This is a genomic window from bacterium (assembly GCA_016708025.1).
In the GTDB taxonomy this organism is placed as follows: domain Bacteria; phylum Zixibacteria; class MSB-5A5; order GN15; family FEB-12; genus FEB-12.
Window position 1 is genome coordinate 43,424 of sequence record JADJGQ010000005.1, and the last position, 24,430, is coordinate 67,853.

At 53.7% G+C, this 24,430-nt stretch carries 26 protein-coding genes; 8 read left to right on the plus strand and 18 right to left on the minus strand.

Annotated elements, in window-relative coordinates; genetic code table 11:
* Window positions 1-5: 5 nt before the first annotated feature.
* The 4 genes from IPH75_15085 to argF form a co-directional block, all read right to left on the minus strand.
* A complete protein-coding gene (locus IPH75_15085) occupies window positions 6-518 on the minus strand; it encodes a hypothetical protein (protein ID MBK7143395.1) in 513 nt (170 codons plus the stop codon).
* Window positions 519-668: 150 nt separating this feature from the next.
* Window positions 669-1,100 carry a PaaI family thioesterase gene (locus IPH75_15090; protein ID MBK7143396.1) on the minus strand — a complete coding sequence of 144 codons (432 nt, stop codon included), beginning with the start codon at window positions 1,098-1,100 and terminating at the stop codon, window positions 669-671.
* Window positions 1,101-1,198: 98 nt separating this feature from the next.
* Complete coding sequence (locus IPH75_15095; protein MBK7143397.1) at window positions 1,199-2,020, minus strand: hypothetical protein; 822 nt, start codon at window positions 2,018-2,020, stop codon at window positions 1,199-1,201.
* Window positions 2,021-2,079: 59 nt separating this feature from the next.
* Window positions 2,080-2,985, minus strand: coding sequence for an ornithine carbamoyltransferase (gene argF, locus IPH75_15100; protein MBK7143398.1), 906 nt, complete (start codon window positions 2,983-2,985; stop codon window positions 2,080-2,082).
* 178 nt (window positions 2,986-3,163) lie between these two features.
* Here argF and IPH75_15105 point away from each other — a divergent pair, with 178 nt between their 5' ends.
* From IPH75_15105 to IPH75_15115, 3 genes are all read left to right on the plus strand, one after another.
* A complete protein-coding gene (locus tag IPH75_15105; protein MBK7143399.1) occupies window positions 3,164-4,330 on the plus strand; it encodes an alginate export family protein in 1,167 nt (388 codons plus the stop codon).
* Window positions 4,327-4,464: a hypothetical protein gene (locus IPH75_15110; GenBank protein MBK7143400.1), complete on the plus strand. Its 138-nt coding sequence runs from the start codon at window positions 4,327-4,329 to the stop codon at window positions 4,462-4,464. The genes IPH75_15105 and IPH75_15110 overlap by 4 nt, the downstream gene beginning before the upstream one ends.
* 105 nt (window positions 4,465-4,569) lie before the next feature.
* A complete protein-coding gene (locus IPH75_15115; GenBank protein ID MBK7143401.1) occupies window positions 4,570-5,364 on the plus strand; it encodes a cell wall-active antibiotics response protein in 795 nt (264 codons plus the stop codon).
* Window positions 5,365-5,632: 268 nt separating this feature from the next.
* Here the strand turns inward: IPH75_15115 and IPH75_15120 are convergent, their stop codons facing one another.
* The gene (locus tag IPH75_15120; GenBank protein MBK7143402.1) at window positions 5,633-5,920 is read right to left on the minus strand and encodes a hypothetical protein; all 288 of its coding nucleotides are present in this window, start codon (window positions 5,918-5,920) and stop codon (window positions 5,633-5,635) included.
* Entirely contained in the window at window positions 5,886-6,293 is a 408-nt protein-coding gene (locus IPH75_15125) for a hypothetical protein (protein MBK7143403.1), read from the minus strand. The genes IPH75_15120 and IPH75_15125 overlap by 35 nt, the downstream gene beginning before the upstream one ends.
* A 534-nt stretch (window positions 6,294-6,827) precedes the next feature.
* Here IPH75_15125 and IPH75_15130 point away from each other — a divergent pair.
* Window positions 6,828-7,601, plus strand: coding sequence for a hypothetical protein (locus IPH75_15130; GenBank protein MBK7143404.1), 774 nt, complete (start codon window positions 6,828-6,830; stop codon window positions 7,599-7,601).
* On the opposite strand, the gene rpiB is transcribed toward IPH75_15130, so the two are convergent.
* The 7 genes from rpiB to IPH75_15165 all read right to left on the minus strand — a co-directional run bounded on the left by rpiB (window position 7,602) and on the right by IPH75_15165 (window position 14,946).
* Complete coding sequence (gene rpiB, locus IPH75_15135; GenBank protein ID MBK7143405.1) at window positions 7,602-8,045, minus strand: ribose 5-phosphate isomerase B; 444 nt, start codon at window positions 8,043-8,045, stop codon at window positions 7,602-7,604.
* Window positions 8,045-8,989: a branched-chain amino acid transaminase gene (locus IPH75_15140; protein MBK7143406.1), complete on the minus strand. Its 945-nt coding sequence runs from the start codon at window positions 8,987-8,989 to the stop codon at window positions 8,045-8,047. Before IPH75_15140 ends, rpiB begins: the two co-directional genes overlap by 1 nt.
* Before the next feature lie 189 nt (window positions 8,990-9,178).
* Window positions 9,179-9,754: a biotin transporter BioY gene (locus IPH75_15145; GenBank protein MBK7143407.1), complete on the minus strand. Its 576-nt coding sequence runs from the start codon at window positions 9,752-9,754 to the stop codon at window positions 9,179-9,181.
* Window positions 9,755-10,568: 814 nt separating this feature from the next.
* Window positions 10,569-11,717 carry an acyl-CoA dehydrogenase family protein gene (locus tag IPH75_15150; GenBank protein ID MBK7143408.1) on the minus strand — a complete coding sequence of 383 codons (1,149 nt, stop codon included), beginning with the start codon at window positions 11,715-11,717 and terminating at the stop codon, window positions 10,569-10,571.
* A 2-nt stretch (window positions 11,718-11,719) separates the two neighbouring features.
* Entirely contained in the window at window positions 11,720-12,862 is a 1,143-nt protein-coding gene (locus tag IPH75_15155; protein ID MBK7143409.1) for an acyl-CoA dehydrogenase family protein, read from the minus strand.
* Between the two features lie 9 nt (window positions 12,863-12,871).
* Window positions 12,872-13,732, minus strand: a complete 861-nt coding sequence (locus tag IPH75_15160; protein MBK7143410.1) for a 3-hydroxybutyryl-CoA dehydrogenase — start codon at window positions 13,730-13,732, stop codon at window positions 12,872-12,874.
* Window positions 13,733-13,755: 23 nt separating this feature from the next.
* On the minus strand, window positions 13,756-14,946 hold the full coding sequence (locus IPH75_15165) for an acetyl-CoA C-acetyltransferase (protein ID MBK7143411.1): 1,191 nt from the start codon (window positions 14,944-14,946) through the stop codon (window positions 13,756-13,758).
* Between the two features lie 261 nt (window positions 14,947-15,207).
* On the opposite strand from IPH75_15165, the gene IPH75_15170 reads away from it, so the two are divergent.
* From IPH75_15170 to IPH75_15185, 4 genes are all read left to right on the plus strand, one after another.
* Entirely contained in the window at window positions 15,208-15,732 is a 525-nt protein-coding gene (locus tag IPH75_15170) for an outer membrane beta-barrel protein (GenBank protein MBK7143412.1), read from the plus strand.
* A gap of 71 nt (window positions 15,733-15,803) precedes the next feature.
* A complete protein-coding gene (locus IPH75_15175) occupies window positions 15,804-16,583 on the plus strand; it encodes a PorT family protein (GenBank protein ID MBK7143413.1) in 780 nt (259 codons plus the stop codon).
* Between the two features lie 170 nt (window positions 16,584-16,753).
* Window positions 16,754-17,347: an outer membrane beta-barrel protein gene (locus IPH75_15180; protein ID MBK7143414.1), complete on the plus strand. Its 594-nt coding sequence runs from the start codon at window positions 16,754-16,756 to the stop codon at window positions 17,345-17,347.
* Between the two features lie 159 nt (window positions 17,348-17,506).
* The gene (locus IPH75_15185; protein ID MBK7143415.1) at window positions 17,507-18,073 is read left to right on the plus strand and encodes an outer membrane beta-barrel protein; all 567 of its coding nucleotides are present in this window, start codon (window positions 17,507-17,509) and stop codon (window positions 18,071-18,073) included.
* On the opposite strand, the gene IPH75_15190 is transcribed toward IPH75_15185, so the two are convergent.
* From IPH75_15190 to IPH75_15210, 5 genes are read right to left on the minus strand one after another with little or no spacing between them, the layout of a single operon-like run.
* Window positions 18,074-18,571 carry a hypothetical protein gene (locus IPH75_15190; protein ID MBK7143416.1) on the minus strand — a complete coding sequence of 166 codons (498 nt, stop codon included), beginning with the start codon at window positions 18,569-18,571 and terminating at the stop codon, window positions 18,074-18,076.
* Window positions 18,564-20,078 (minus strand): acetyl-CoA carboxylase biotin carboxylase subunit, encoded by a 1,515-nt coding sequence (locus IPH75_15195; protein MBK7143417.1) that lies wholly within the window; start codon window positions 20,076-20,078, stop codon window positions 18,564-18,566. The genes IPH75_15190 and IPH75_15195 overlap by 8 nt, the downstream gene beginning before the upstream one ends.
* The gene (locus IPH75_15200) at window positions 20,078-20,878 is read right to left on the minus strand and encodes an enoyl-CoA hydratase/isomerase family protein (protein MBK7143418.1); all 801 of its coding nucleotides are present in this window, start codon (window positions 20,876-20,878) and stop codon (window positions 20,078-20,080) included. Before IPH75_15200 ends, IPH75_15195 begins: the two co-directional genes overlap by 1 nt.
* 2 nt (window positions 20,879-20,880) lie before the next feature.
* Complete coding sequence (locus IPH75_15205) at window positions 20,881-22,491, minus strand: methylcrotonoyl-CoA carboxylase (GenBank protein ID MBK7143419.1); 1,611 nt, start codon at window positions 22,489-22,491, stop codon at window positions 20,881-20,883.
* Window positions 22,492-22,496: 5 nt separating this feature from the next.
* A complete protein-coding gene (locus IPH75_15210; GenBank protein ID MBK7143420.1) occupies window positions 22,497-24,299 on the minus strand; it encodes a DUF1446 domain-containing protein in 1,803 nt (600 codons plus the stop codon).
* Window positions 24,300-24,430: the final 131 nt, after the last annotated feature.

Consider the following 24,430-nt stretch of genomic DNA (forward strand, 5'->3'; position numbering starts at 1 on the left):
AGCGATTAGAGCTTGATGCCGCGCTGGAACGGCTTAAACTCGGAGCGTTCGATATCTGCGGGGGTTGGTTTCAAAATGGACGGCCGATCCGCCGGCATCGACGGATAATCTGCGGGAGATTGAAAGGCCCGGTTCTTCTGTGGATCGATCAGGGTGACCTGAAGTTGGAGCGATACCAGATACTCTTTGAGCATCTTCTCCCTCGTTGAGCCGGGAGTTAGATGTTTGCTGTTCGGGCGGAATGAGAAGACGAATTCGGGGTTGGATGAATGCAGCAAGATGCTGGTCAACTTCTGGTTCGACAGGCGAGTCTTTAGGAACTTGAGCAATGAAAAGAGCGAGGCAAACTCCAGGTCGATATCATCCCCCTCAGCGCGGCAGCGAAAGAGAATTCCATAGTCGGGAATGGAGAAGATGACCAAGCCATGGGAGAACTTCCGTTCTTCCAGATACGGCTCGATCTCCGAGTTAACGATAGCGCCAATATAGCAGGCCAATGGGGTATGTTTGTCGCTCATACCCGAAGCAGAGCAAGCCGGGTGCCATCCGAGTCAGACGACTAAGCGGTTGCATAAATCGTTACTGAAGAATAAGATACACTATGCAAGCAAAGCTGGACTTCAGAGTTCGACGAGTCGGGTATGAATTGCGGTGCAGTGAAATACCGGTCAATCGCCGACATTCTGGAGCTGGGCTTTCAGGCCAGCCCGAGCTTCAAGGTACCTGGCTGTGGCTGTCGCCAGCAGTTCCCCCTGGTCGTTGACCGCCTCTCCCTCAGTCGTAAACAGGCGTCCCTTCTGCTCGATTATTCGTCCGGTATAGTGGATCGTTTCACCAATCCGCACCGGCTTCTTGTAGCGAACCGTCATCTCAGCGGTGACGGCAAAATGGCCGAGCGCCAAGATCGCTTTCACCATCACTTCGTCCAACAATGACGCGACAATGCCGCCGTGGTAGATCCCGTTGTAGCCTTCGTGGTTTGGCGAAGCGATGACGGTCGAATGAACCTCTTTCCCATCCCAGAGGAATTTTGCTTTCAGTCCACCGGGGTTCTCTTCTCCGCAGACGAAGCAGTGTTTGTATCGGGCAACTTCTTTCATGCCTGTCAAAAACGGCCAAATCGAGCAGAAAGTCAACGGGGCAAAAAAAGAGCCCGGCAGGACCGGGCTCGCACGATTCAAATAGATTCGATCAGATCTTACATGTCACACAGCGAGGTCGTATAGGTCCGGGTGTAGGATCCGGACGTCACGGTAACATCGACCGTACCATTGTCAAACGTCGCCTCGAAATCCCAGGTGGATTCGCCAAGGGAGACATCGTTTTTGCTGGCGGTCAGGACGACCGTACCGGTCACGACACCGCCGCTCGGGCAGCCACGCACCCAGTTGCCATCGGCTTTCGGGACAGTCACGCCCTCGAAGGCCATATTGATGGTGTAGTCACGACGCCACTCGACGCCATTCACTTCGGCGCGAGAGGAGATCGCAACATCGCGGGTACCGTTGACGGTCGAGATGAGGGTGTTGATGCCGGTGAATTCCAGTTCGGCATTCCCTTCGCGATTGCGATAGATACCGGTGGTATCTTCATAGGCCAGTTCGAAATGGTGACGCAGCGAGAGCTGATTGGCGCCGGCGCCGGAGGCGAGCGGAATGCCATTCAGAGCGAACTGGAGCGAGTCCACACGGTTCCAGTTAAAGCTGGTCGCCAGGTCTGACGCATACACGACAAACCAGTTGTCTTCTTCGGAGACAGAGTCGGGATTGATCGGCGAATAGACGACAATGATAGCCGTGTCGATCGGTTGATTGAGATCATAAACGGAGAGTGCATTGGCGAAAGATGAGATCGCGCTGTCGAGCACTTCTTCGGCCTCATCGGAGACCGCCGCATAATTGAGATCCTGGTCGGTCGGCGCAGACGCGGTCGGCTTGTCGTCGCCACAGCCAAAAAGGAAGATCGCCAAGCTGGCAACAAGGATCAGACTCAAGACGAAGAATAACTTGCCGGAACGCATGTCACGGCTCCTTTCGTGAGGGTTACCGCTCCCCGCCTTGAGTCTGACGATTCTGCCGTTTAGTGTGTCAGGAGGAAGTGCATGATCGCCTTTTGGATATGCAGCCTGTTTTCCGCCTGATCAAAGACGGCCGACTGAGGACCATCCATCACTTCATCCGTGATTTCCTTACCACGTTCTGCCGGGAGGCAGTGAAGGACGATAGCCTTCGGGTCAGCACCCTTCAACAAGGAGCTATTAACTTGAAACGGTTTTAATTTCCTCTCTTTTTCTTCAGCGAGATGTTTCTGGCCCATCGAGGCCCAAACATCGGTATAGATAACATCGGCCCCAGCGACTGCTTCTTTAGGGTCCTCCGTCCAAGTTATCGTGCTCTCTGAATTACGTTTAGCGCGGGCCATGAATTCCGGGTCCGGTTTGCAGTCCGGCGCGGTGGCAACGCGAAGGTCCATAGGTATCAGGGATGCAAGGTTAAGCCATGAGTTGGTGATATTATTCCCGTCACCCAGATAGGCGATTTTGTATTTCCGGCGCGGCGGAAGGTGTTCCAGCACGGTCATATAGTCGCCGAGGATCTGGCAGGGATGGACCAGGTCGGTCAGGCCATTCACGACAGGAACTGTCGCATATTTCGCCAACTCTTCGACATCCGACTGCTTGTAGGTTCGGATCATAATGAGCCCAACGTAGCGGGAGAGTACCTGGGCGGCATCGGCGATAGATTCACGCTTACCGAGTTGAATCTCACCATCGGTGATGTAGATCGGAGAGCCGCCGAGTTCGGAGATGCCGACCTCGAATGAGATGCGGGTCCGCAGTGACTGCTTGGTGAAGATGCAGGCGACGGACTTTCCTTCGAGAGATTTCGGGGCGATCTCCTTGCGCTTCATCTTGGCGCAGAGGTCGAAAACTTCGTTAACTTCGGCGGCGGAGAGATCGATTATCTGGGTCAATGAACGAGCCATGGTTCCTCCTTGGGGGTAGTATTGTCAAAAGCTGGCGGAATATACGGATTAGGGATTGCGAGTCAAGCCTAGTGAAAGTGGGGGGTGAAAATTGGCTTTCCCCTTGCGGGGGAACGGGGAAGCGGATTATAATAGTGGAGTCACCTATCCGTCTGTATTCAATCAAGGGAGGGTATCCATGCGCCCGCGACAGATTTCAATAGTACTCGTTCTATTCGCACTTCTCGCATCATCATTGGTAGCCGAGACGGTGGTTGATATTTCGGGGCAGGTGCGGGTGAGGAATGCCTCGATAAAATCAGGCTACGAGCCGGAATCAGGATTCTGGTTCGAGAATCTATTGCGAGTACGAGTAAATTTGGAGACCAAGGTAAACGCGAATGTCACAGCGTTCCTGCAATTTCAGGACAGCCGGCATTTTATGAGAGACTCCTTATTGCAGGATGGATCTGGTACATTGTCTAACGGTCGAAATACTGATCTCCACCAAGGATACATTGTGCTTAGCCGATTTCCTCTTAAAGGCGCTGAACTGAAAATTGGAAGATTTGAATTCTCTCACGGCAATGAACGATTATTCGGACCTGACGATTGGGATAATGTTGGGAGAGCATTTAATGGCGCTTCGGTAACTTATGGCGATGCACGCAACTTTGCCAGCGCTTTCGGGTTGACCGGCCCCAGTCACAGAGAGGATGACTATAATTTCCTGCAGTCCATCATCTGGGGTGTATCCGGCAACGTTGATGGGGTTGGGTTGGAGCCGATCTTCTACTACGAGAATATTGATGAGGTGCGATACCCGGTCAAAATAACAACCGATCGATTCACAGTCGGGATGTTTGGTGAGCAGAGATTTAGGAGTTTTGAGCTTCAGTGGAATCTGGCTGGACAAACGGGTACATGGGAGTACCTTCCCAGTGGGGTTGGAATCACGGGTCTTACTCGTAACATTGAGGCATGGATGATAACAGCATCTACGAGATGGAGCAATCCCTGGTTCTCGAGAATCTCCATTGGTGTCGGGCTAGATTTTTCAAGCGGAGACGCTAACATGAATGATGGTACGGATGCTATTTTCCAGGCTCCATATCAAAGTCTGCATAGTTTTCATGGCGGACAATTGTTCTTGGGCAACAAAGGACACTTCTATGAGCCGTACATGATTCGTGGCGGAATGCGCGAGGTCTTTGCAAGCATTCACTATCGCGCCGACTCATTATTCTCTCTATCGCTTGCAGGCCACGTTTTCAAGACAGCTGATATTTCAACCAGGGAAGTTGGCACTTGGGCCAGCCAAGTTATCGGCGCTCGCAAGAGATCGGCACACAGATTAACGCAATGATCTCTACCAGACTCTATCACGCGGTGGATTGGCAGTTGATCGGCGCGCTTTTGTTTCCAACCGATAAGTACGCCATGGCCTATGATCCGGACCCAGGGTGTTACCTCTATTCCCAGATGACGGTCGACTTCTAAGTGGCGGGGGGACAGTCGATTCGTGCTATTTCCCTTGCCAATGCGTAACTCCCAACGCAATATTACGTAGTTGATAGGTAAGGAGATAAAGGAACGAGTCAGACTATGGACAAGAAAACCAGCATATTCGGGATAATTCTGGTGGTCATCGGGGCGCTGTTGCTCCTGAGTCGTTTCCAGATCCATCTCTTTCAGTTCATCCTTCCGGCTGCTCTGATCATTCTGGGCATCTGGTTTATTCGCAAAAAGCAGCGGTCCGAGAACTCCATTCCTCCCCCGCCTGGTCCGATCCCGAATGGGCCGATGGGGCATCCGATGCCGCCTCCCCCACCTCCCCCTCCGCCGCAGCCTGGGTTCGGCGGAGGGTGGCCGTCCTCCGGCGACAGCACAGCTTCGGGTACATTCACCGGGACCACGCAGACGGGCGGTTCAACCGCGCACGGACAATCCACCGGACATGCCCATACCGGCGGACATGCCCATACCGCGGGACATCAGGCCTCGACCGCCTATCCTCAGTATGAGGCCGGCAAAGTGAAGTACAGCAAATTCCTCGGTGATATGTTCATCGATTGCCAGAATATCAATATGCAGAATATCGAGATCTCGATGTTTGCCGGGGATCTGCAGATCAATCTCAATGGCGGCAAGCTCACGCCCGGTCTCAATCGGATGATCATCTCCGGATTTTTAGGAGATATCATGGTCTTTGTGCCGAAAGGTCTCCCCGTTTTCATTCACTGTTCCGGTTTTGTCGGCGATCTCGATCTGCTGGGACGTCGGTCGGACGGATTTGGCAACACGCTCGATGCACAGACGGCGGAGTATGATTCGGCCGAGGCGAAGCTGTATGTGGCGGTGAATAATTTTGTCGGGGATGTGCGGGTATATTACGTGTAGCGACAGATCGGGCACCCGCCATGAATTGGGTCACCGGCCGAGGCTTCGACTTCGCTCAGCCCGTCGTTATACTAAGCAAGAATCAAGACTCTCATTCGACATTGTTATATCCAAAGAGGGGGATCGCCACGCCTCGCCATCTACGCACGCCATTGAAAAGTCTGGACGGTTTTGGCGAGGCTCGCGATGACGTTCTTGGGCAGTTCTCGAAAATCCTTATAGCTCCTTATTCATCCTCATAGCTCCTGGTTCGTCCGCGAAGATCTCTTCATTTGATGCCGAATTTTTCTTCCCGTTTTCTCCGTTTCCAGGGTTGGTTGTATGAGGTCAACTCCATCAGCCGGGAGATATCAAACATCTTCTCCAGTCGACCGTGCAAGCCCTGCGGATCCTCGCTGATCGCCTGTTTCACTTTCTTGAACGACCGGAATTGCTGAAGTTCTTCCGGCAAATGGGTAAATAGCTCGGCGGCCTTTTCCGGATGGCCGCGCGCCACCCAGAGTCGCATTTTCTGGCCAACTTCAAGATATTGAGCGAGTATCGGTTCTTCGGACATGCAGTAACTCCTTAGCCTCGGTGATCACCATCGCCGACATCAGATCTTCGAACTCAGCATCAGAGAACTGACCGGGTGTGGCGAGAATGGTGGTGAACCGTTCATGTTTGATGCGAACAGACGCGACCTCATCGAAGAGCCGTCGCGGCTCAAGTAGTTTGCGGATGAGCGGGATATTGTAATCGTAGTAGCGGCGGTAACTGATCCAGGTCTGATAGGGCCCGATGATCCGTCGCTCGTTGTTATCGGCAGTGACGAATTGGATAAGTTGCTTTTCGAGTTGGTCGCGGGTTTCCTTGAGTTGTTCGATTCTCTTTTCCAGGTCCCGAATCGAGAAGCGGATATTCATCCAGTGGCGAAGTTCTTTTTCCATAGATTTCCTCCGCCAGAAGTATCGGAAGGGGGACTGACAGGGGCTGTCAGTGAAAATGCGCAAAAGATATAAAAGTGTTATACAGAAGGGGATGCCGGGCTGGAATCATCATATTGTTTCAGATCAGGTGGTTGGCTGTTTGGGATAGTCTCACGATTTTGGGAGTTTGGCCGTGGTCCTCTTTTCGGCCCGTTCTGCAGACCTTCTCCTCTCTATTAATGGAGCGGATCAGGGAGCAATAGGAAATGTAATACGGAGGGGGAATTGCCACACCTTGCCCATGTCAGGGATTGCATCTTTGGTGTCAGTCGCGTATAATTTGACAGGCGGGGTAGCAGGAAGAATCTTGAAAATCCCGACAACATTTCCACCATGACCATCGGTCAGAGAAGGCGTTATCTGAAATGGAAGGGATTCGCGTCACTGCTATACGTCCTGTTTGTCGCATTGTACCTGAATCAAGGATTCGATGAAATGAGCTATAACACCACCGGCCTGAAATAATGGCACCGAGAGACCAAGAGTGAAGGAAATATGGACAGTAGCTGCACAGCGATTGCATTCTCACACGGCACGTCGATTCCGTCACCAGCTTTGAGCACCATACTCTCAATCTTGGCTGGCCTCACCGTCGCCGTACTAACTTACCTCTTAGGCTTGTATAGAGACAAATTGAACATAAGGGTTGCCTGGTGGCAACAGCACATCCGTTCGCTTCTTCGGTCTCAGACCTTATTGAACCAAATAGTGTCAATTGCCGCAGACAATCGCTACGTTCTCCAAAGATATCGTGAAGCCTACGACCAGAAGACGCCTGGGCCTGTTTCCGTGCTGTTTGATTCGCCAAAACAGCTGCCAGTTGATTTGAAACTGGTTGAAGAAATTGCGAATGATGATCTAGCAAATCGGCTGTTTCGGCTTTTTGATACGATTCGGAAAATCAATGATGACATGGAAACATGGACTCGCAGCTATTCACTCTTCAGAGAGCGTTTGATTGGGAAGAATATCGGAGAGGAAGAGTTTCTTCACAGAGTTAGTGAAGGAAAGGTTGTATTCGACACACACTTTCATTTTCTGCGTGGATTTGAAGTTGAAGTGATGGAGTGTCTTGCAATAACGAGAGTCCTGCTCGCGAATGATAAGGCCATTTCGCCATGGCAGGCAAGAAAGAAGCCAAAATCAATGATCGTCTCACAAGCTCAGATAGAAACACTTCTGCCCTCACTGTACAAAGAAATGTCAAAGGTCAGGGCAGATAGCGAAGCCAAAATCCAAAAATGGACAGAGTTGGATAAGAAGGAATAGTCACTTAAACCCCTCTTCCCTCTCGATCTTCTCCACTCGCGAGATGTGGCGGCCGCCCTCGAATTCGGTTTCGATAAATTGGCGGACGGTCTCTTCGAGTTGATTCTCGGGAGTGTATTTGGCGGCGAGGGCCAGGACATTGGCATTGTTGTGCTGACGGGTCAGGTGGGCCATCTCCGGATTGAGAGCCAATCCGGAGCGGACACCCTTTACTTTATTCGCGGCGATATTCATGCCATTGCCGGTCCAGCAGACGGTGATACCATAGTCAGCCTGACCATCGGCAACCGCGTGCGCCACTTTGAGACCGTAATCGGGATAATCAACCGAGGATTCATCATTGGTGCCAAAATCTGTCACCTGATGGCCCAATCGTGCAAGGATCGCTTTGACCTTCTCCTTGAACTGGTATCCCTTATGATCAGCGCCGACCGCGATCTTCATCAGACAGGAACCTCGTTATATTTCGGAACAAACGACAGCCAACCATACTTGTCATCGGCATCGCCGGTGATGATGGCGAAATAGGCCTGCTGCAATTTCTTGGTGAGTGGCCCACATTTGCCAGACCCGACCTGGATCTGGTCAACCGAAGAGATTGGAGTAACCTCAGCGGCCGAGCCGGTGAAGAAAACCTCGTCGGCGATGTAGAGCAGTTCGCGCGGGATATTCTGTTCGATAACTTCGAGGCCAATATCTTTGGCCAGAGCCATGATCGATTCACGGGTGATGCCGGGGAGGATCGAGGCTCCGAGCGGCGGAGTATAAAGTTTGCCGTTACGCACGACAAAGATATTCTCGCCGGAGCCCTCGGAGACATGACCGTAATTGTCCAAAGCGATGCCTTCGACATAACCGTGCGCCAGCGCTTCCATTTTGATCAACTGACCATTCATGTAGTTGGCGGCGGATTTGGACATCATCGGAATAGTGTTCGGCGCGGGACGGGTCCAGGAAGAGACACAGACAGAGACGCCTTTTTCGAGCGCTTCCGGTCCGAGATACTTCCCCCAATCCCAGACAGCGATAGCGAGCTCGGTCGGCGAGTTGGTCGGATCGACTCCGACAGTGCCGAATCCACGGTACGCAATCGGCCGGACATAACATTCGTCCATCCGGTTGATGCCGACCAGATTCATGATGGCATCATCGACCTGATCCATGGAGAATGGGATATTCATCCGATAGATCTTGGCCGAGTTGAAAAGGCGACGGGTATGGTCGCGAAGACGAAATGCGGCGGGACCTTTCTTGGTCTTGTAGACGCGCATCCCTTCGAAGACTGATGAACCGTAGTGAATGACATGGGAGAGAATGTGGATTTTGGCATCCTCCCAGCGAACCATTTTGCCATTCATCCAAATATAGTCAGTTTGATTAACCGCCATAGAACAGACCCTCAAAGACTCAGGTGAAAACCATTACTCCATCGCATGATAACAAATGGATTCCAGCCCTTCAAGGCAAATCAACGTCGAGAGGCCAAAAGAGAGTGACCTTTCGAGGAGAAACTCAAAAGGTCACACGCAAAATAGTATGTTGTTGCGAGACAGCGACGTTTCGTGTCTGAACTGGAATTATTGCTGATTTCCCTCTCCAGCGCGTTTCCAGACGAGTGGGAGGATCCACGCGGCCAGCCCGATCTTGACGAGCATACCGACGAGGAACGGTGTGAGCCCCAGTGCGATCACTGTGTCAACGGGGACAAAACGCGAGAGCATAGCGACGCCACACGCGAAGATGATGGCATAGCCGATTGTCATAGCGACAATCGAACGGAAAATGGTACGGTCCCAACCGCGCTCTGCGAGTGAACCGACCATGTATGCAGCTAATACAAAACCGAGCAGATAGCCACCGGTCGGTCCGAAAAGAACCTGCGGGCCAGCGGCTCCACCAGCGAAGACCGGGAGTCCGGCAGCACCTTCGAGGAGGTAAGCGACCACCACGCCAGTCCCCCGCACGCGTCCAAGCGCCATAGCGACGAGCAAAACGCCGAATGTCTGGCCGGTGACCGGTACCGGGGAAAACGGCAACGGAAAGGCGACATAGGCGGAGGCGACCAGGAGTAAGTTGAAGGCGAGCAGGATCGGCAGCTCCATCAGTTTGGAGGCTGGTTTAACGAGATCGTATGCGACAACGCGGCTCTGCATGAAGGATATCCTTTTTTGGTCTTTGTTTCGGGGGAAAGATGAAGGGTTGAAGAAGGGATGTCAAGGCTAATACCTTGGGTGGCCCACCCACGCTCCTTGGTGTATGCTCGATGTGTCGTATCCTCCGCTCACCGAGTATCGAAGGGATTCCCAGACATTCACGTCTAATTCGCCAGACAAATTTCTTTCAAAGACAGCACACTTCGTTGAATCACACCAAAGTGAGACTCGTATCGAATCAGGTGTAATGAACTCGACCGTGGTGGTGTCATAGCATTCGTAAAGTGAAAACACAGCGAAGGGTTGAGCGAATAGGGCATCCTTTCGTCGCGCCTTAATAACTGTGGTAGTAGGGGTTGTTGCGTCGCTGCAGCACCACGCCAGAATCCTCCATGATTCATTCTCTGCATGAGCGACCTTGCCCTGAGAATTCCAGGGCTCAGACAATGTGAAGGATTTTTGATAGTCAAACGCGGCAAGTCCACTCACACCTACGGCGACAAGAACCCAGATCCATTTTTTGCTTTTGGTATGCGCTCTCATTGTGCCTCCTAGAATCTACAAATCGCGTGGTGGCAGGATCACATTCTCACGTCGTTCGAAGGATCCTGCCCTACATCTCTCTATGGTAGGGCAACGCCATGCAACAACAGTGAAGAGGCTTCGACTTCGCTCAGCCAAAAGAACACCCTCACAAAGTGAACAGTCCGGTATTCGGGCTGAGCGAAGTCGAAGCCCGAAGTCTCAGCCATATATCTATATCTCTTGATACAATGCAAAGCACGAACTGGAAGAACTCGTTCGTACTACGAAATCACCCCTTCGGTCTGAGAGCTTTCAGTAGTTCGCGGGCGATGACGAGGCGCTGGATCTCGGAAGTACCTTCGCCGATCTCGCAGAGCTTAACATCGCGCCAGATACGCTCTGCCGGATAGGGGCCAGTGTAATAACCGATACCGCCAAGTATACCGATCGCGGTCGTCGCGCAACGGGTGCCGACCTCGGAGGAGTACAGTTTCGCCATAGCGGACATATGACCGAACGGGACACCGGCATCTTTCATGAGGGCGGCTTCGTAGCAGAGCAAACGCGCTGCGGCAAGTTCGGTCGCCATGTCGGCGAGTTTGTGCTGAATAGCCTGATTGCTGGAGATAGGTTCGCCGAATTGAACGCGGTCGGTCGCATATTTCAGCGCGCAGTCGAGTGCTCCCTGCCCTAACCCGATCGCCATGGCGCCGATGGAAATACGGCCGCCATCAAGGGTCATCAACATCTGCTTGAACCCCTGCCCTATCTCGCCGAGCTGGTTTTCGACCGGGACTTTAAGATCATCGAAATGGAGGAATGCGGTATCGGAACCGCGCAGGCCGAGCTTATTCTCTTTTTTGCCGACAGCGTACCCTTTCCATTCTTTTTCGAGAATGAAGCAGGTAATGTTTTTGTCTTTGGGATCATCCGAGGTTCGCGATGACGCAATCGTCGCAAAGGCTTTGGTTGCCGAAGTAATCCAGCATTTGGAGCCGTTGATGATCCAGTTGTCTCCCTCGCGGCGGGCCATCGTGCGCGTACCGCCGGCATCGGAACCGGCATCGGGTTCGGTCAGGCCGAAGGCCATCAGTTCGCCATTGGCGGCGCGTGGGAGGTACTTTTTCTTCTGAGCTTCGGTGCCGAATTTATAGACCGGCCAAGTGCCGAGAGAATTGTGCGCGGCAATCGTGATGCCGGTTGAGCCGCAGACGCGGGAGAGTTCTTCGACGGCGATGGCGTAGGTAACGGTATCAGTCGGACGTCCGCCGTACTGCTCAGGGATGAGCATCCCCATCAGCCCCATTTCGGTCATGGGGGCGAGATGCTCGGTCGGGAAACGCTGTTCGAGGTCGAGCGTGACGGCGAGGGGTTCTATTTTCTCAAGGGAGAAGGCGCGAATTTTCTCGCGATATTCGTCGTGTTTTTTCTCGAGCATGCTTAGTCCTTTAAGAGGTCGCGTGAAATGACCATGCGTTGAGCCTCGGAGGTTCCTTCGTAAAGTTCAGTCACGCGGGCATCGCGGAAATACCGCTCAACCGCATACTCCTTGATATAGCCGTAGCCGCCATGAATTTGTACGGCCTGATCGCAGACATAGTTTGCCATTTGCGAGGCGAACAGTTTCGCCATGGAGGACTCGCGCGGCGCGGCGGTTCCTTCGTCTTTCAACTGTGCGGCACGATAAGCCAGCAAACGGGCGGCATCGAGGCGAGTCGCCATGTCGGCCAGTTTGAATTGGATCGCCTGGAAATTAGCAATCGGCTGATTGAATTGCTTGCGGACTTTGGAATATTTGATCGCTTCATTCAGTGCTGCCTGGGCGATGCCGATCGCCTGGAAAGAGACGCCGATGCGACCGGAATTCAGAATCGAGACCGCCATGCGGAAACCATCCTGTAATTCACCCAACAGGTGATTTTTGGGGACTTTTACGTCAACAAAAGTCACTTCGCGAGTGTCGGAGGCTTTGATCCCGCATTTCTTTTCCGGTTTGCCAAGCATGATACCTTTGGAGCCTGATTCTACCAGGAAGCAGGAAATTCCCCTGCGTGCTTCCTCGGGGCGGGTCTTGGCGAATACGACAAAAACGCCGGCATACACCGCATTGGTGACGAATGCTTTGGTGCCGTTGAGCAGCCAATGGTCTCCCTTATCGACCGCGGTGGTGGTAAGGGAGGCGACATCGGTGCCGGCGTTTGGCTCGGTTATGCAATAGGCGCCGATCTTCTCACCGGCGGCCATAGCGGGGAGGAATTTCTGTTTCAGTTCATCCGAACCGAATTCCTTGATGATCTCACAGCAGAGCGAATTATGCACGGAGAGCATAATGCCGAACCCGGCGGAGGCGCTGCAGAGCTCCTCGAGTACCCCCATGAAGGTGACGGTCTTTTGACCAAGACCGCCATACTCTTCGGGAACGGTGAAGCCGAAATAGCCAAGTTCGGCGCACTCTTTGATGAGTTCGGTCGGAGTTTTCTCATGTTCATCAAATGACTCAGCGAACGGATAGATCCGTTTGTCCGCCAGATCGCGAGCCATCTGTTTGAATTCAAGATCTTCGTCGGATAACTGAAACTGCATTCATGCCTCTCAAGAATAAGTATAGAATCCACGGCCGGATTTGCGGCCGAGATATCCTGCCTGGACCATTTTGCGGAGCAGCGGACAGGGGCGATATTTCGGATCACCCAGACCACTGTGCATGACTTCAAGAATTGACAAGCAAACATCCAGCCCGATAAAATCGGCCAACTGGAGCGGGCCCATCGGGTGGTTCATTCCAAGTTTCATCACTTCGTCGATTGCTTCGACCGTGCCGACGCCTTCCATATGGGCGTAGATCGCTTCGTTGATCATCGGCATGAGGATGCGGTTGGCGATAAAGCCGGGGAAATCGTTCACTTCGACCGGCGTCTTCCCCAGTTTCTTCGAAAGTTCGGCGATAAGTGCGTAGGTTTCGTCGCTGGTGGCGATGCCGCGGATCAGTTCGATCAGCTTCATCATCGGGACCGGATTCATAAAGTGCATTCCGATGAACTTGTCGGCGCGCTTGGTAGCGGCGGCAAGTTGGGTGATCGGAAGCGATGAGGTGTTGGATGCAAAGATCACCTCAGGCGGACAGACTGCCTCGAGCCGTTTGAAGATATCCAGTTTGACTGCGAGGTTTTCGGTCACGGCCTCAATGACCAACTGACTGTTTTTCGCGGAGTCCAGATCGGTCGAGGTTTTGATCCGGTTGAGGGTCGAGCCTTTGTCGTCCTCGGTGATCGCACCCTTCTTGACGATGCGGTCGAGCGATTTGGTGATCGCGGCAAACGCGCGATCGAGGAATTCCTGCTGCAGGTCAACGACCGTAACATCGTAACCGAACGAGGCGAAAACCTGGGCAATCCCATTCCCCATTGTCCCGCTGCCGATAACCGTCACCTGTTTGATGTTGTCAACGTTCATATAACAATCCTTCCCGGAGAGGATCAGACGATTTCTATTGCCAGGGCGACCGCGTTTCCGCCACCAAGGCAGAGCGTCGCCATACCGTTCTTTTTACCACGATCTTTGAGCGCATAGATCAAAGTCGCGAGGATACGGGTGCCGGAGGCACCGATCGGATGGCCCAGCGCTACCGCGCCGCCATTCACATTAACGCGATCGAAATCCCAGCCAAGCCCCTTACCGTCGGCCAACGCCTGCACGGAGAATGCCTCGTTGGCTTCGATCAGATCGAAGTGGTCGATCTTGACCTGCATTTTATCCATCAGTTTCTGGACGGCGTAGATCGGTGAGAAAAAGAGGAGTTCGGGTGGCGTACCGGCGACGGCGTAGTCGACGATGCGGGCCAGCGGCTTGAGATTGTTCTTCTTGATATATTCTTCGGAGACCACGACCGAAGCGGCGGAACCATCATTGAGGCCAGGCGCATTGCCGGCGGTGACAGTGCCATCTTTCTGGAAAGCCGGTTTGAGCTTGGCGAGAGATTCTACTGAGACATCCGCGCGCGGAGCTTCGTCTTTGGCAAACATCACCGGGTCTCCCTTACGCTGCGGGACCGGGATGGCGAAAATCTCGTTGGCGAATTTGTTGGCGGTCCAGGCGGCAACCGCTTTGCGATGTGAGTTGTAAGCAAACTGATCCTGTTCATCGCGGCCGATACCGGCTTTGACGGCGGTCAGCTCGGCGGCATTCCCCATGTGCCAATCTTTGAAGGAACACCAGAGTCCGTCGGAGATCATGATATCATCGAGTTTCTGGTGGCCGAACTTGGTCCCCTGTTTGGCGCCACGAATGACGTACGGCGTGTGGGACATAGATTCCATGCCACCGGCTACGATCAGATGCTGGTCACCAGCGCGAATCGACTGCGCCGCCAGCATCACCGCCTTCAGACCCGAGCCACAAACTTTGTTGATGGTAAGGGCCGGGACCTCCGGCGGAATGCCACCGTGGATAGCGGCCTGACGAGCAGGAGCCTGTCCGGCGCCACCCTGAACGACTTGTCCCATAATGACTTCATCGATTTCGGCCGAGTTTATGCCGGCGCGTTTGACGGCTTCACGGACGGCATGAGCGCCCAGTTGGGTGGCAGTCATACTGCCTAATCCGCCATGGAGAACACCTATCGCAGAACGACAGATGGAAACGATATATGCTTCATTGCGAGACGCCATGAGTCAAAGACCTCCTTGAAGAGTGCAGTAATCATCCAATAAGTGAAATATATACCAAACGGTTCCGGGCAAATCAAGCGAATCAATTCACAAACTCGGGCGACAAGCCACCCTGCCCGGCGCCAATAGGGGATATTTTTTATCTTTACAGTCTATTCTCTATTTTTCTACCTTTTCGCTGCTAATCGCCCAAGGATGTGCACAGTATCAATAGACCATGCTAAGGGTGCGCGAATGGGCAACAGACGAATGGAGAAACTAATGAAGAAAGTCCTACTCACACTTGGACTCGTGATGCTGTTCGCGCTTGGTGCCCAGGCCCAGGATGCGGCGAAAAAAACCAACTTCTACCTCGGCGCCGGACTTGGATTGCCGATGGGTGATTTTGGCGATGCGTTTGGTATGGGGTTGCATGGCGCCGGCGCCATTGGATTTAATGTCTCCCCGACATTCCAGCCGCGCGGCAAAGTGGAATTTCACACGTTTGGATCGGACATTGACGGAGTCGACGGCTCCCTCAACATAATCATGTTCGGTGCTGACGGCCGCTTCAGCTTCGCCAAAGAAGGCCAGAAGATGGCCCCGTTCCTTCTGGGCGGTCTCGGTTTTGCATCGTCCAAGTTTGAAGATTTCAGCTCCACTGACTTCTATTTTGAGTTTGGTGGCGGTGTTGATCTCGTTTCAAATTCGGCCATGTCCTGGTTTCTGCAGGGACGTTATGTGTCGATCAGTGGAGACGGCGGTTCCGATGCGTTCATTCCGGTGACTGTCGGAGTTCGATTCTAAACTAAATTCGTAGCTTTTTTCTGAGGGCCAATCGTATAGATTGGCCCTTTTTGTTTTCACGCTTGACTAATATGGTTGAACTTCTCCATCTTAAAAATGTAGAAATCGAGCTAAGGCTCTGCACGCTTAAGGCGCGGGTGGAGATAGTCATCGAAAATTCAACCATGGAGGTTTTTGTGAAGAAGGTTCTTTTTGTATTGGCATTGGTTATGGCGCTGGCAATCGGTGCCTCGGCGCAGGATCCGGTCAAGGGCTTGACTGGTGCCGGATTTAAGGCTGGCGTCGTAATGGCGAAAGCTTCGGGCGACAATATCGACATGGCCGAAGAAGAGAGTGGTATCGATGCGAGTTATTTGATGGGATTTGCCGTGGGCGGTTTCATTGAATATTCGTTCAGCCCAAGTTTTGCTATTCAGCCCGAAATCCTTTACAACACTAAGGGTGTGAAATTCAAATCAGACGAATTTGACGTTACCGATAAGATCACTACGACCTATATGCAGATCCCCGTTCTGCTGAAGTTCAACATCCCGACCGCCGGTAAATTCGATCCGTTCATCTACGCCGGTCCGTCGATTGGCATTCTGCTTTCAGCGAATGACAAACTCGAGGGCACCGACGAAGATTACGATGAAGATATCAAGGATTCATTCAAGAGCACAGATATCACTGCAGTTCTTGGACTGGGCGCGGGATTCCCGATGGGGGCATCCGGTCAGCTGACTTTCGAAGTCCGCTATGATATGGGTCTGACCAACGTTGCCGAAGATATGGTCATTGAAGACGAGACTGTTGCAGGCGATGCCAAGACCGGAAGCATCGGCTTCCTGGTTGGTTTCAGCTTCCTATAAATCGTGAGCAACGCTGACCCATCAGTCAGCTAAGTCATTGAAGGGCCGACTTGTTCGGCCCTTTTTCTTTTTCCGCCCCTGCCAAACTATTCCTAAGTACGCCCTATAAAGGGGCCGATAATAGACTAGGTATGTCGTGAATGAGTATAATCTCTGAAGGAGGATATACGATGAAACGGATATTCCTGATTGTGGCGGCCTTGTTGCTACTGGCGATTTCAGCATCCGCTCAAGGCGTGAAGCCATTTACCCTCTATCTGGGTGGTGGAGCCTCGCTGCCAAATGGCGACTTCTCCAACGAATACAAGATGGGACTCCATGCCACGCTTGGTTTGGGGCTCAATTTTGGTCCTGGTCTGCAATTTGTCCCCAAAGGGGAGTTCCACACGTTCTCGGCTGATACCGACGCCTTGATGGAAGAGAATGACTATCTCTCGGTAAGTGGGGGATCATTCAACGCCTTTCTGGTGGGGGCAGATCTGAAGTTGACTCCGCCGCTTCCGGGTGCGCCGCTCAAGCCGTATCTGTTTGGTGGTGGCGGCTGGGCCAGACTGCAGCCTTCGGATCTGGACTATGAAAACTCGCTTGGTGAGGGGACAATCGTTTTTGCCAAGGAGAACAAGTTCTATTGGAATGTCGGCGGCGGGCTGAATCTCGGGTCGGGGCCGGCGTTCAGTTTCTTCCTGCAGGCTCGGTATCTGAGCATCAGCGGAGATGAGGTCAAGTACAACGCCATTCCGATCACCCTGGGTATAAAGTTCTAGGCATGCGCGAAATCGTGCACTGTGACGGGTCGAGGTTTTCCTCGGCCCGTTTTTGTTGGTGGTCGGCGGTCCCTTTTTTCTCTGTTGCCACATCCGCGACTTGTGTATATTCGTCTCGCACGGGTATAGTGTCTCAATGATGTTTCTCGTGGCTTGCTTATGAAACGGATCGTAATACTCATTTCGGCGTTGGTGTTGGTCGCGGCTTCTCTTCAGGCGCAGCCGAATGGAGCGGACCGTCTGGCGATCAAGGTCGGACTCTCCCCTGCCTACGCGATCGACCGTCTCGGCGACAAAGCTGATTACGGCGGCGGCGCGATGCTGGCACTTGAGTTTCGTCCCTTCTCCGGGATACCTGAGGTATCTTTTCAAATCAACGGAAATTACCTGATGCTGAAAGCGCGGGCAGAAGGGGATCCCGATGTAACGCTTTCATCAGGTCTTTTCGACCTCAAATTGACCCCCTCATGGCAGTCTGAATCGCATCTCTATCTATTTGCAGGGGGCGGATACGGCACAATTGAATTGAAGGATGCCGGTGTCGGCGACTATCTGGTGGACAGTCTCAGTTCCGAGGAGAAACCGCTGGTTGAGGTCGGTATCGGAATGGAACGAAAGGGTCGTTCGGGGTTGGGGTACTTTGTCGAGATCGCGGGAGTCAATCTCATCAGCGACCGTTTCGGCGATTACCGCTACGGACGGCTGACGTTTGGCCTGATCTTTTAACTACTCACTCAAATCCAATTCGATGATCGGCTTTTCGGTATCGACCTGATCGCCTGCCGCAAAGTTGATCGCTTTCACTCTCCCTTTGGCACGGGCATTGACCTGGTTTTCCATCTTCATCGCTTCGACAATCACCATCGGCTGTTTGATCTCCACCGCATCACCGACGGCGACCATGATTTTGACGATCTTGCCGGGCATGGGCGCGAAGATCTTGTCTTTTTCACCGGCATGGTCTCCCCCGCCGGCGGAGATCGTCGCATCAGAGGCATCCGTTAATTCGACCTGCATGGCATCGATATCGACGTAGAATATCCCCTTATGCTTGATCGCGGCCACAAGTGACCGCTTGCCATCGATGAGAACTGCGAAGGTTGAGTCACCGTGAGGGGTGAACAGAAGTTCCTTGCCTGCGACTGTGGCGGCATAGCCGGAGTCGGTCGATTTTAGCTCGACCGCGTGCTCGGTTTCCTGAAAGCGGAAGTCGTATTTAGCCACGGATGGAGCCTCCTACCTGCCAGTCGCCCAAAAGTTGCCATGGGGATGGGAGTTTTGCTTTGCCGGTGGCGGCAACTGCAGTTGGTGAAGTCTCGGCGGCGATAGATGCTGCGGCGGCGGCAAGCGGGCCGATCTCGGGCCACTCGGTCGCGCGGGTTGACATATTCTTTTCGATGAAATTCGTATAAGTTTTACCAGTCACGAAATCGGGATGTTCCAAGACCTCGATCATGAATTTCCGAGAGGTCTTGACGCCGAGGATCTTGTACTGCTTGAGAGCATCGATCATTTTGCTGATCGCAGATTCGCGGTTGGAGGAGTGGACAATCAGTTTGGCCATGATCGGGTCGTAGTTGATCGTGATCTCCGAGCCGTGGTCAATGCCGCTGTCAACGCGAATGCCGGGGCCGACCGGTTCATTGTACAATAGCACGGTGCCGGTGGAAGGCATGAAATTGTTTTCACCGTCCTCGGCATAAATGCGGCATTCGATGGCATGGCCGCGTTGCGAGAGATTTTGCAGCTCTTTCGAGAGCGGAAGGCCGGCCGCGACGCGAATCTGTTCGACGACCAGATCAACTCCGGTCACCATTTCAGTGATCGGATGCTCCACCTGGATGCGCGTGTTCATTTCGAGGAAGTAGTAGTGACCGGATTCATCCAGGAGAAATTCGACTGTGCCAGCATTGGTGTAGTTGGCTGCCTGCGCGACCTTGACTGCATCGGCACCCATTTTTGCGCGAAGCTCCGGTGTCAGGGCGATTGACGGGGTTTCTTCGACGATCTTTTGATGGCGGCGCTGAATGGAACATTCACGCTCGAACAGGTGAATGGTATTACCGTGATGATCGCCGAGGACCTGGAATTCAATGTGTCGTGGATTCGAGATGTATTTCTCGAGATAGACGGTCTCATCACCGAAAGCGTTTTTTGCTTCGCGACGGGCAGCATCAATAGAGGATGCCAGGTCGGCGGGGTTTTGCACGACGCGCATACCCTTTCCTCCACCTCCGGCGGCAGCTTTGATGAGCACCGGGTAGCCAGCCTTTTTGGCGGCATCTTCGAATTCAGAGAGTTTGTCGCCGCTCGCGCGCATGCCGGGAATAAGCGGAATACCTGCGTCAGCCATCTTGACACGGGATTCAACTTTGTTTCCGAGTAGTCGCATTGCTTCAGGGCCGGGGCCGATGAACGTGATCCCGGCATCGGCGCAGGCTTTTGGCAAAAGTGGGTTCTCGGCAAGAAAACCGTAGCCGGGATGGATAGCATCGCAGCCAGTCTGTTTGGCGGCACCGATGATCTTGTCGATATCCAGATATGATTCTCGCGGCGGGGGCGGTCCGATAAAGACGGATTCATCGGCATGCCAGCGGTGCTTGCTGTTTTTGTCTGCCTCGGAATAGACCGCGACCGATGGGATACCTAGTGAGCGGCAGGCATTCATGACGCGGACCGCGATCTCGGAGCGGTTGGCGACGAGAATCTTCCTGAAAAGAGGTGCTGACACTATTTATTCCCCTCTCGATTGGCCACCCAATTCGGCGTCCGCTTATTCAGAAACGCATCCATCCCTTCCTGGCCCTCGGGGGAGATGCGGAGTTTGGCGATCATCTCGGCGGTGTAGGGCATGAACTCCTCAGGAGCCATCGTCGGGACCGCGCCGATTAACTGCTTGGCCATGGCGACGGCTTCGGGGCCGGACGACAGGATGGCATTGACATATTCAGCTACGGAGGCGTCGAGTTGGTCATCGGCGACAACCTTGTTGACCAGGCCGACTTCGAGGGCACGAGTTGCGCCCATTCGCTCACCGGTGATGAACAGTTCGCGCGACTTTCCCTCGCCAATTTTCTTCACCACGTACGGCCCAATGCAGGCCGGGACTACGCCGATCTTGACCTCCGAGAATGAAAACTTGGCGGATTCGGCGGCGATAGCAAAATCGCAGACCGCCACAAATCCGGTCCCACCACCTATCGCGGCTCCGTTAACGCGCGCAATGACCGGCTGGCGGAGTGAGTAGATCGTATAGAATAGTCTGGCTAGTGAGTTGGCCTCGCCGAGATTTTCATCGAAAGACTGTTTCGCCACACCGCGCATCCAGTTGAGATCGGCCCCCGCGCAGAATGATTTGCCGGTACCGGAGAGAACAACTACCCGAATCGATTTATCTTTGCCGATATGCGCAAAGCAGTCGAGCATCTCGGTGATGACGGTTGCGTTGAAGGCGTTGTGAATATCCGGCCGATTGAAGAAAACATTCGCCGCCGGCCCATTCGAGGTATATGTCAGAGTCGTGTAATTCATGCTTACATCCTGAATATGCCGAATTTCTGTTCCGGGATCTGCGCATTGAGTGACATTGATATCCCCAACGCCAGCGCCTGGCGCGTGTCGGTGAAACCGATCATGCCGTCATCCCAGAGTCGAGCGCCGGAGTAATACGGCGTCGATTCCGACTCGTATTTCTCTATGATCGGGCGACGGATAGCGTCGACCTGTTCTTTGGTCAACTTGGTGCCACCTTCTTTCTCAAGCTGTTCGATCTTCACCTGCGCCAAAACATCAGCCGCCTGCTCTCCCCCCATCACGCATATCTTGGAGTTCGGCCACATCCACATCAGACGCGGGAAATAGCCTCGCCCACACATGGCGTAGTTGCCTGCACCATATGAGCCGCCAACTACGACGGTGAACTTGGGGACATCGGCGTTGGCGACGGCATGCACCATCTTGGCGCCATCACGCGCGATACCGCCGGCCTCGTATTGCCGTCCGACAATAAAGCCGGAGATATTCTGCAGGAAGATCAGCGGAATACGGCGCTGTGTACAAAGCTCGATGAAGTGCGCCCCCTTCTGCGCTGACTCGGCAAAGAGTACACCGTTGTTGGCAAGGATGCCGACCGGGTATCCCATGATGCGTGCAAATCCGCACACGAGAGTCGTACCGTACAGCTCTTTGAAAGAGTGGAAGCGGGAGCCATCGACCATCCGCGCGATCACTTCATGAACATCAAACGCTTTGCGGATATCGTTCGAGACGACGCCGTAGAGTTCTTCGGGGTCGTAGTACGGGTCTTCGGGGGCAGAGCGATCCAACTCCCACTGGGGAGCGCGATTAAGATTTTCGACAATGTTGCGCGTCATCTGCAACGCGTGCCCATCATTCTGCGCATAATGGTCGGCGACACCGGAGGTTCGGCAGTGTACATCAGCGCCGCCGAGTTCTTCGGCCGTCACTACCTCACCTGTCGCTGCTTTGACCAGCGGCGGGCCGCCGATAAAAATCGTCCCCTGTTTGCGGACGATCACGGTCTCATCGGACATCGCCGGAAGGTACGCTCCACCGGCGGTACATGACCCCATCACGACCGAAACCTGGGGAATGCCGAGTGCAGACATGCGGGCCTGATTGTAGAATATCCGGCCGAAATGATCTTTGTCCGGGAATGTGCCCGACTGCAGCGGGAGGAAAATGCCGCCTGAGTCGACGAGATACACGCACGGCAGATTATTCGTCTGCGCGATCTCCTGCGCGCGGGCATGCTTGAGAATGGTCATCGGATAGTAGGTGCCGCCCTTGACGGTAGCATCGTTGACCACAACCATCACCTCGCGGCCATGCACCACGCCGATTCCGGTGATAACCCCTGCGGCGGGGGCATCGTTGTCGTACATATCGTACGCGGCCATCGGGCTCAATTCGAGAAAGGGTGTGTTGCGGTCGAGTAGTTTGGCGAGACGTTCACGCGGAAGCAATTTGCCGCGCTCGGTGTGGCGAAGGCGGGATTTCTCCGGGCCACCCAATTTGATCTTCTCGAGGCGCTCTTTGAACTGCGCATGCTGAGCGCGATTTTTCTCGGCGTTCTCTTTGAACTGAACCGACGATGTATCCGCTTTGGATTCCAGTCGAAACATACCAATTACCTCTTTTTCCCGAGCAGCGATTGTGGTACGTCGAGAGTCATCTGCAATAATGCCTGAGCGAGGGTCTTCCCTTGCGGGTCGATAATCAACGCGCGGGTGCCGCCGCCGCCGAGTGTCTCCTCGAGGAGGAAATTCAGCCCGTGCAGGTTATCCAGTTCATACCGGATAACTTTCCCTTTGGTGATCCCCTTGAAGAAGGTCTTCACTTTTTCCGGAGTCAGGGTTGAACGCAGGAATTCGTAGATCTCGGGGGAGCGGGCCAGGACGCCGATATTGCAGGTATCCCCCTTGTCGCCGGAGCGGGCGTAGGCGATCTCCTGCAGTTTCACTTTGACCATCCTCCCAGCCGGCTTGACGAATTTGCGTGGAGCCGCAGCCACTTTCTTGGCGGACTTCTCTTCCATGCTGGTTCGGACACGGAGTGGAAAATTGATCTCGAAAAATTCTTCATCGCCTCGCGTCGTCACAGTCAGCACTTTCGCCTGGACGCGCGTGCGGTGCATTAGCGCCGGCCAGTACGCGATCACCGGCACTGGTTTCGGACGGCCACGTCCGGTGACAGCCATTCCGGCAGGACCGGAGAGAATGAGCGTCGAGAGTGCTTTGCCGAAATCTTTGATCTTTGAAACGGATTTGTCGCGCACTGAGAACTTCAGCATGATCTCGTTTGGCTCGTAGGTCGAAAGGTGCGCGGGCCAGCAGGAGCCGGAACCGACCACAGCCGTGTCGGTAGCTTCGAACTTATGCTGCAGCTTTTCCCAGAAGATATCCGCGATGACTTTGGCTTTCTTGAATGTGTTCGGGCCGGAGACGAGCACTTCGCCGGAAGCTTTCCAGCCATCCTCGAACGACATTGAAACTTTGAGATTGTCCGGCTCCGGCTTCCCCTGGATACCGTAGACTCGCACGCGGTCTTTCCCATCCTGCTTGAGGCGGATGGAATCAAAGCGCGCGACACCATCGGGAGAGATGTAATTCGCCGGGTCCCCCATCTCATAGACCAACTGCTCTTTGACGGTCTTTTCTGTCACTGCGCCGCCGGTTTTGGTATGTTTGGTGACGACAAACTCGCCGGTCGGTTCCATCTCGATGATCGGGTAACCGATATTGTGGTAATTCTTGACCTCTTCCCAGTCGGTGATATTCCCGCCGGTCGCCTGGGCGCCGCATTCGATGATATGGCCGGCGATAATTCCCGCCGCCATCTTATCCCAGTCATCCATAGCCCAGCCGAACTCATGGATCATCGGGGCGAGCGTGATGCCCGTATCCGTCACACGCCCGGTCACCACGATCTGGCAACCCGCATCCAGCGCGCGGACCACCGGCTCGGCGCCGAGATAGATATTGGCCGAGGTGATACGCGAGCGGACCTTGAGGAAATCTTCGCCCGTCTCCATATTGGTGAACCGTTCACCGGCGGCGGTCAGCTCGTAGAGGTTGTTGACGATATCATCGCCGTACACGACGCCGACCTTGATATCGAGCTTCATCTTTTTGGAGAGCTCGATGATCTTGCGGGCAAGGCCGATCGGGTTGATGCCGCCGGCATTGGAGATAACTTTGACATTCTTCTTCACGATCAGCGGGAGGCAGTCGGCCATCTGGTCCAGAAAATCGACCGCATAGCCAAGCTCCGAGTTGGTGGCCCGTTGTCTCTGAAGGATAGACATGGTGATTTCGGCGAGGAAATCCATGGTGATATAATCGAGATGACCGCCGGTCAGTTGACGTTTAAGGGCGGAGAGGTCATCTCCCCAGTAGCCACCGGCGTTGCCGATACGGATTTTCTTTTTCAAGGTCGTGTTAGTCCTGTAAGTTGTTTCTGAAATAGCAATTACATCGCCCCTCTGGGTCGATGAAGGGGTTAATATAGGGGATGGAAAGCGGGTTGTAAAGGGGGGAGTAGAGTTCTCCAAGCCTGTAGGAT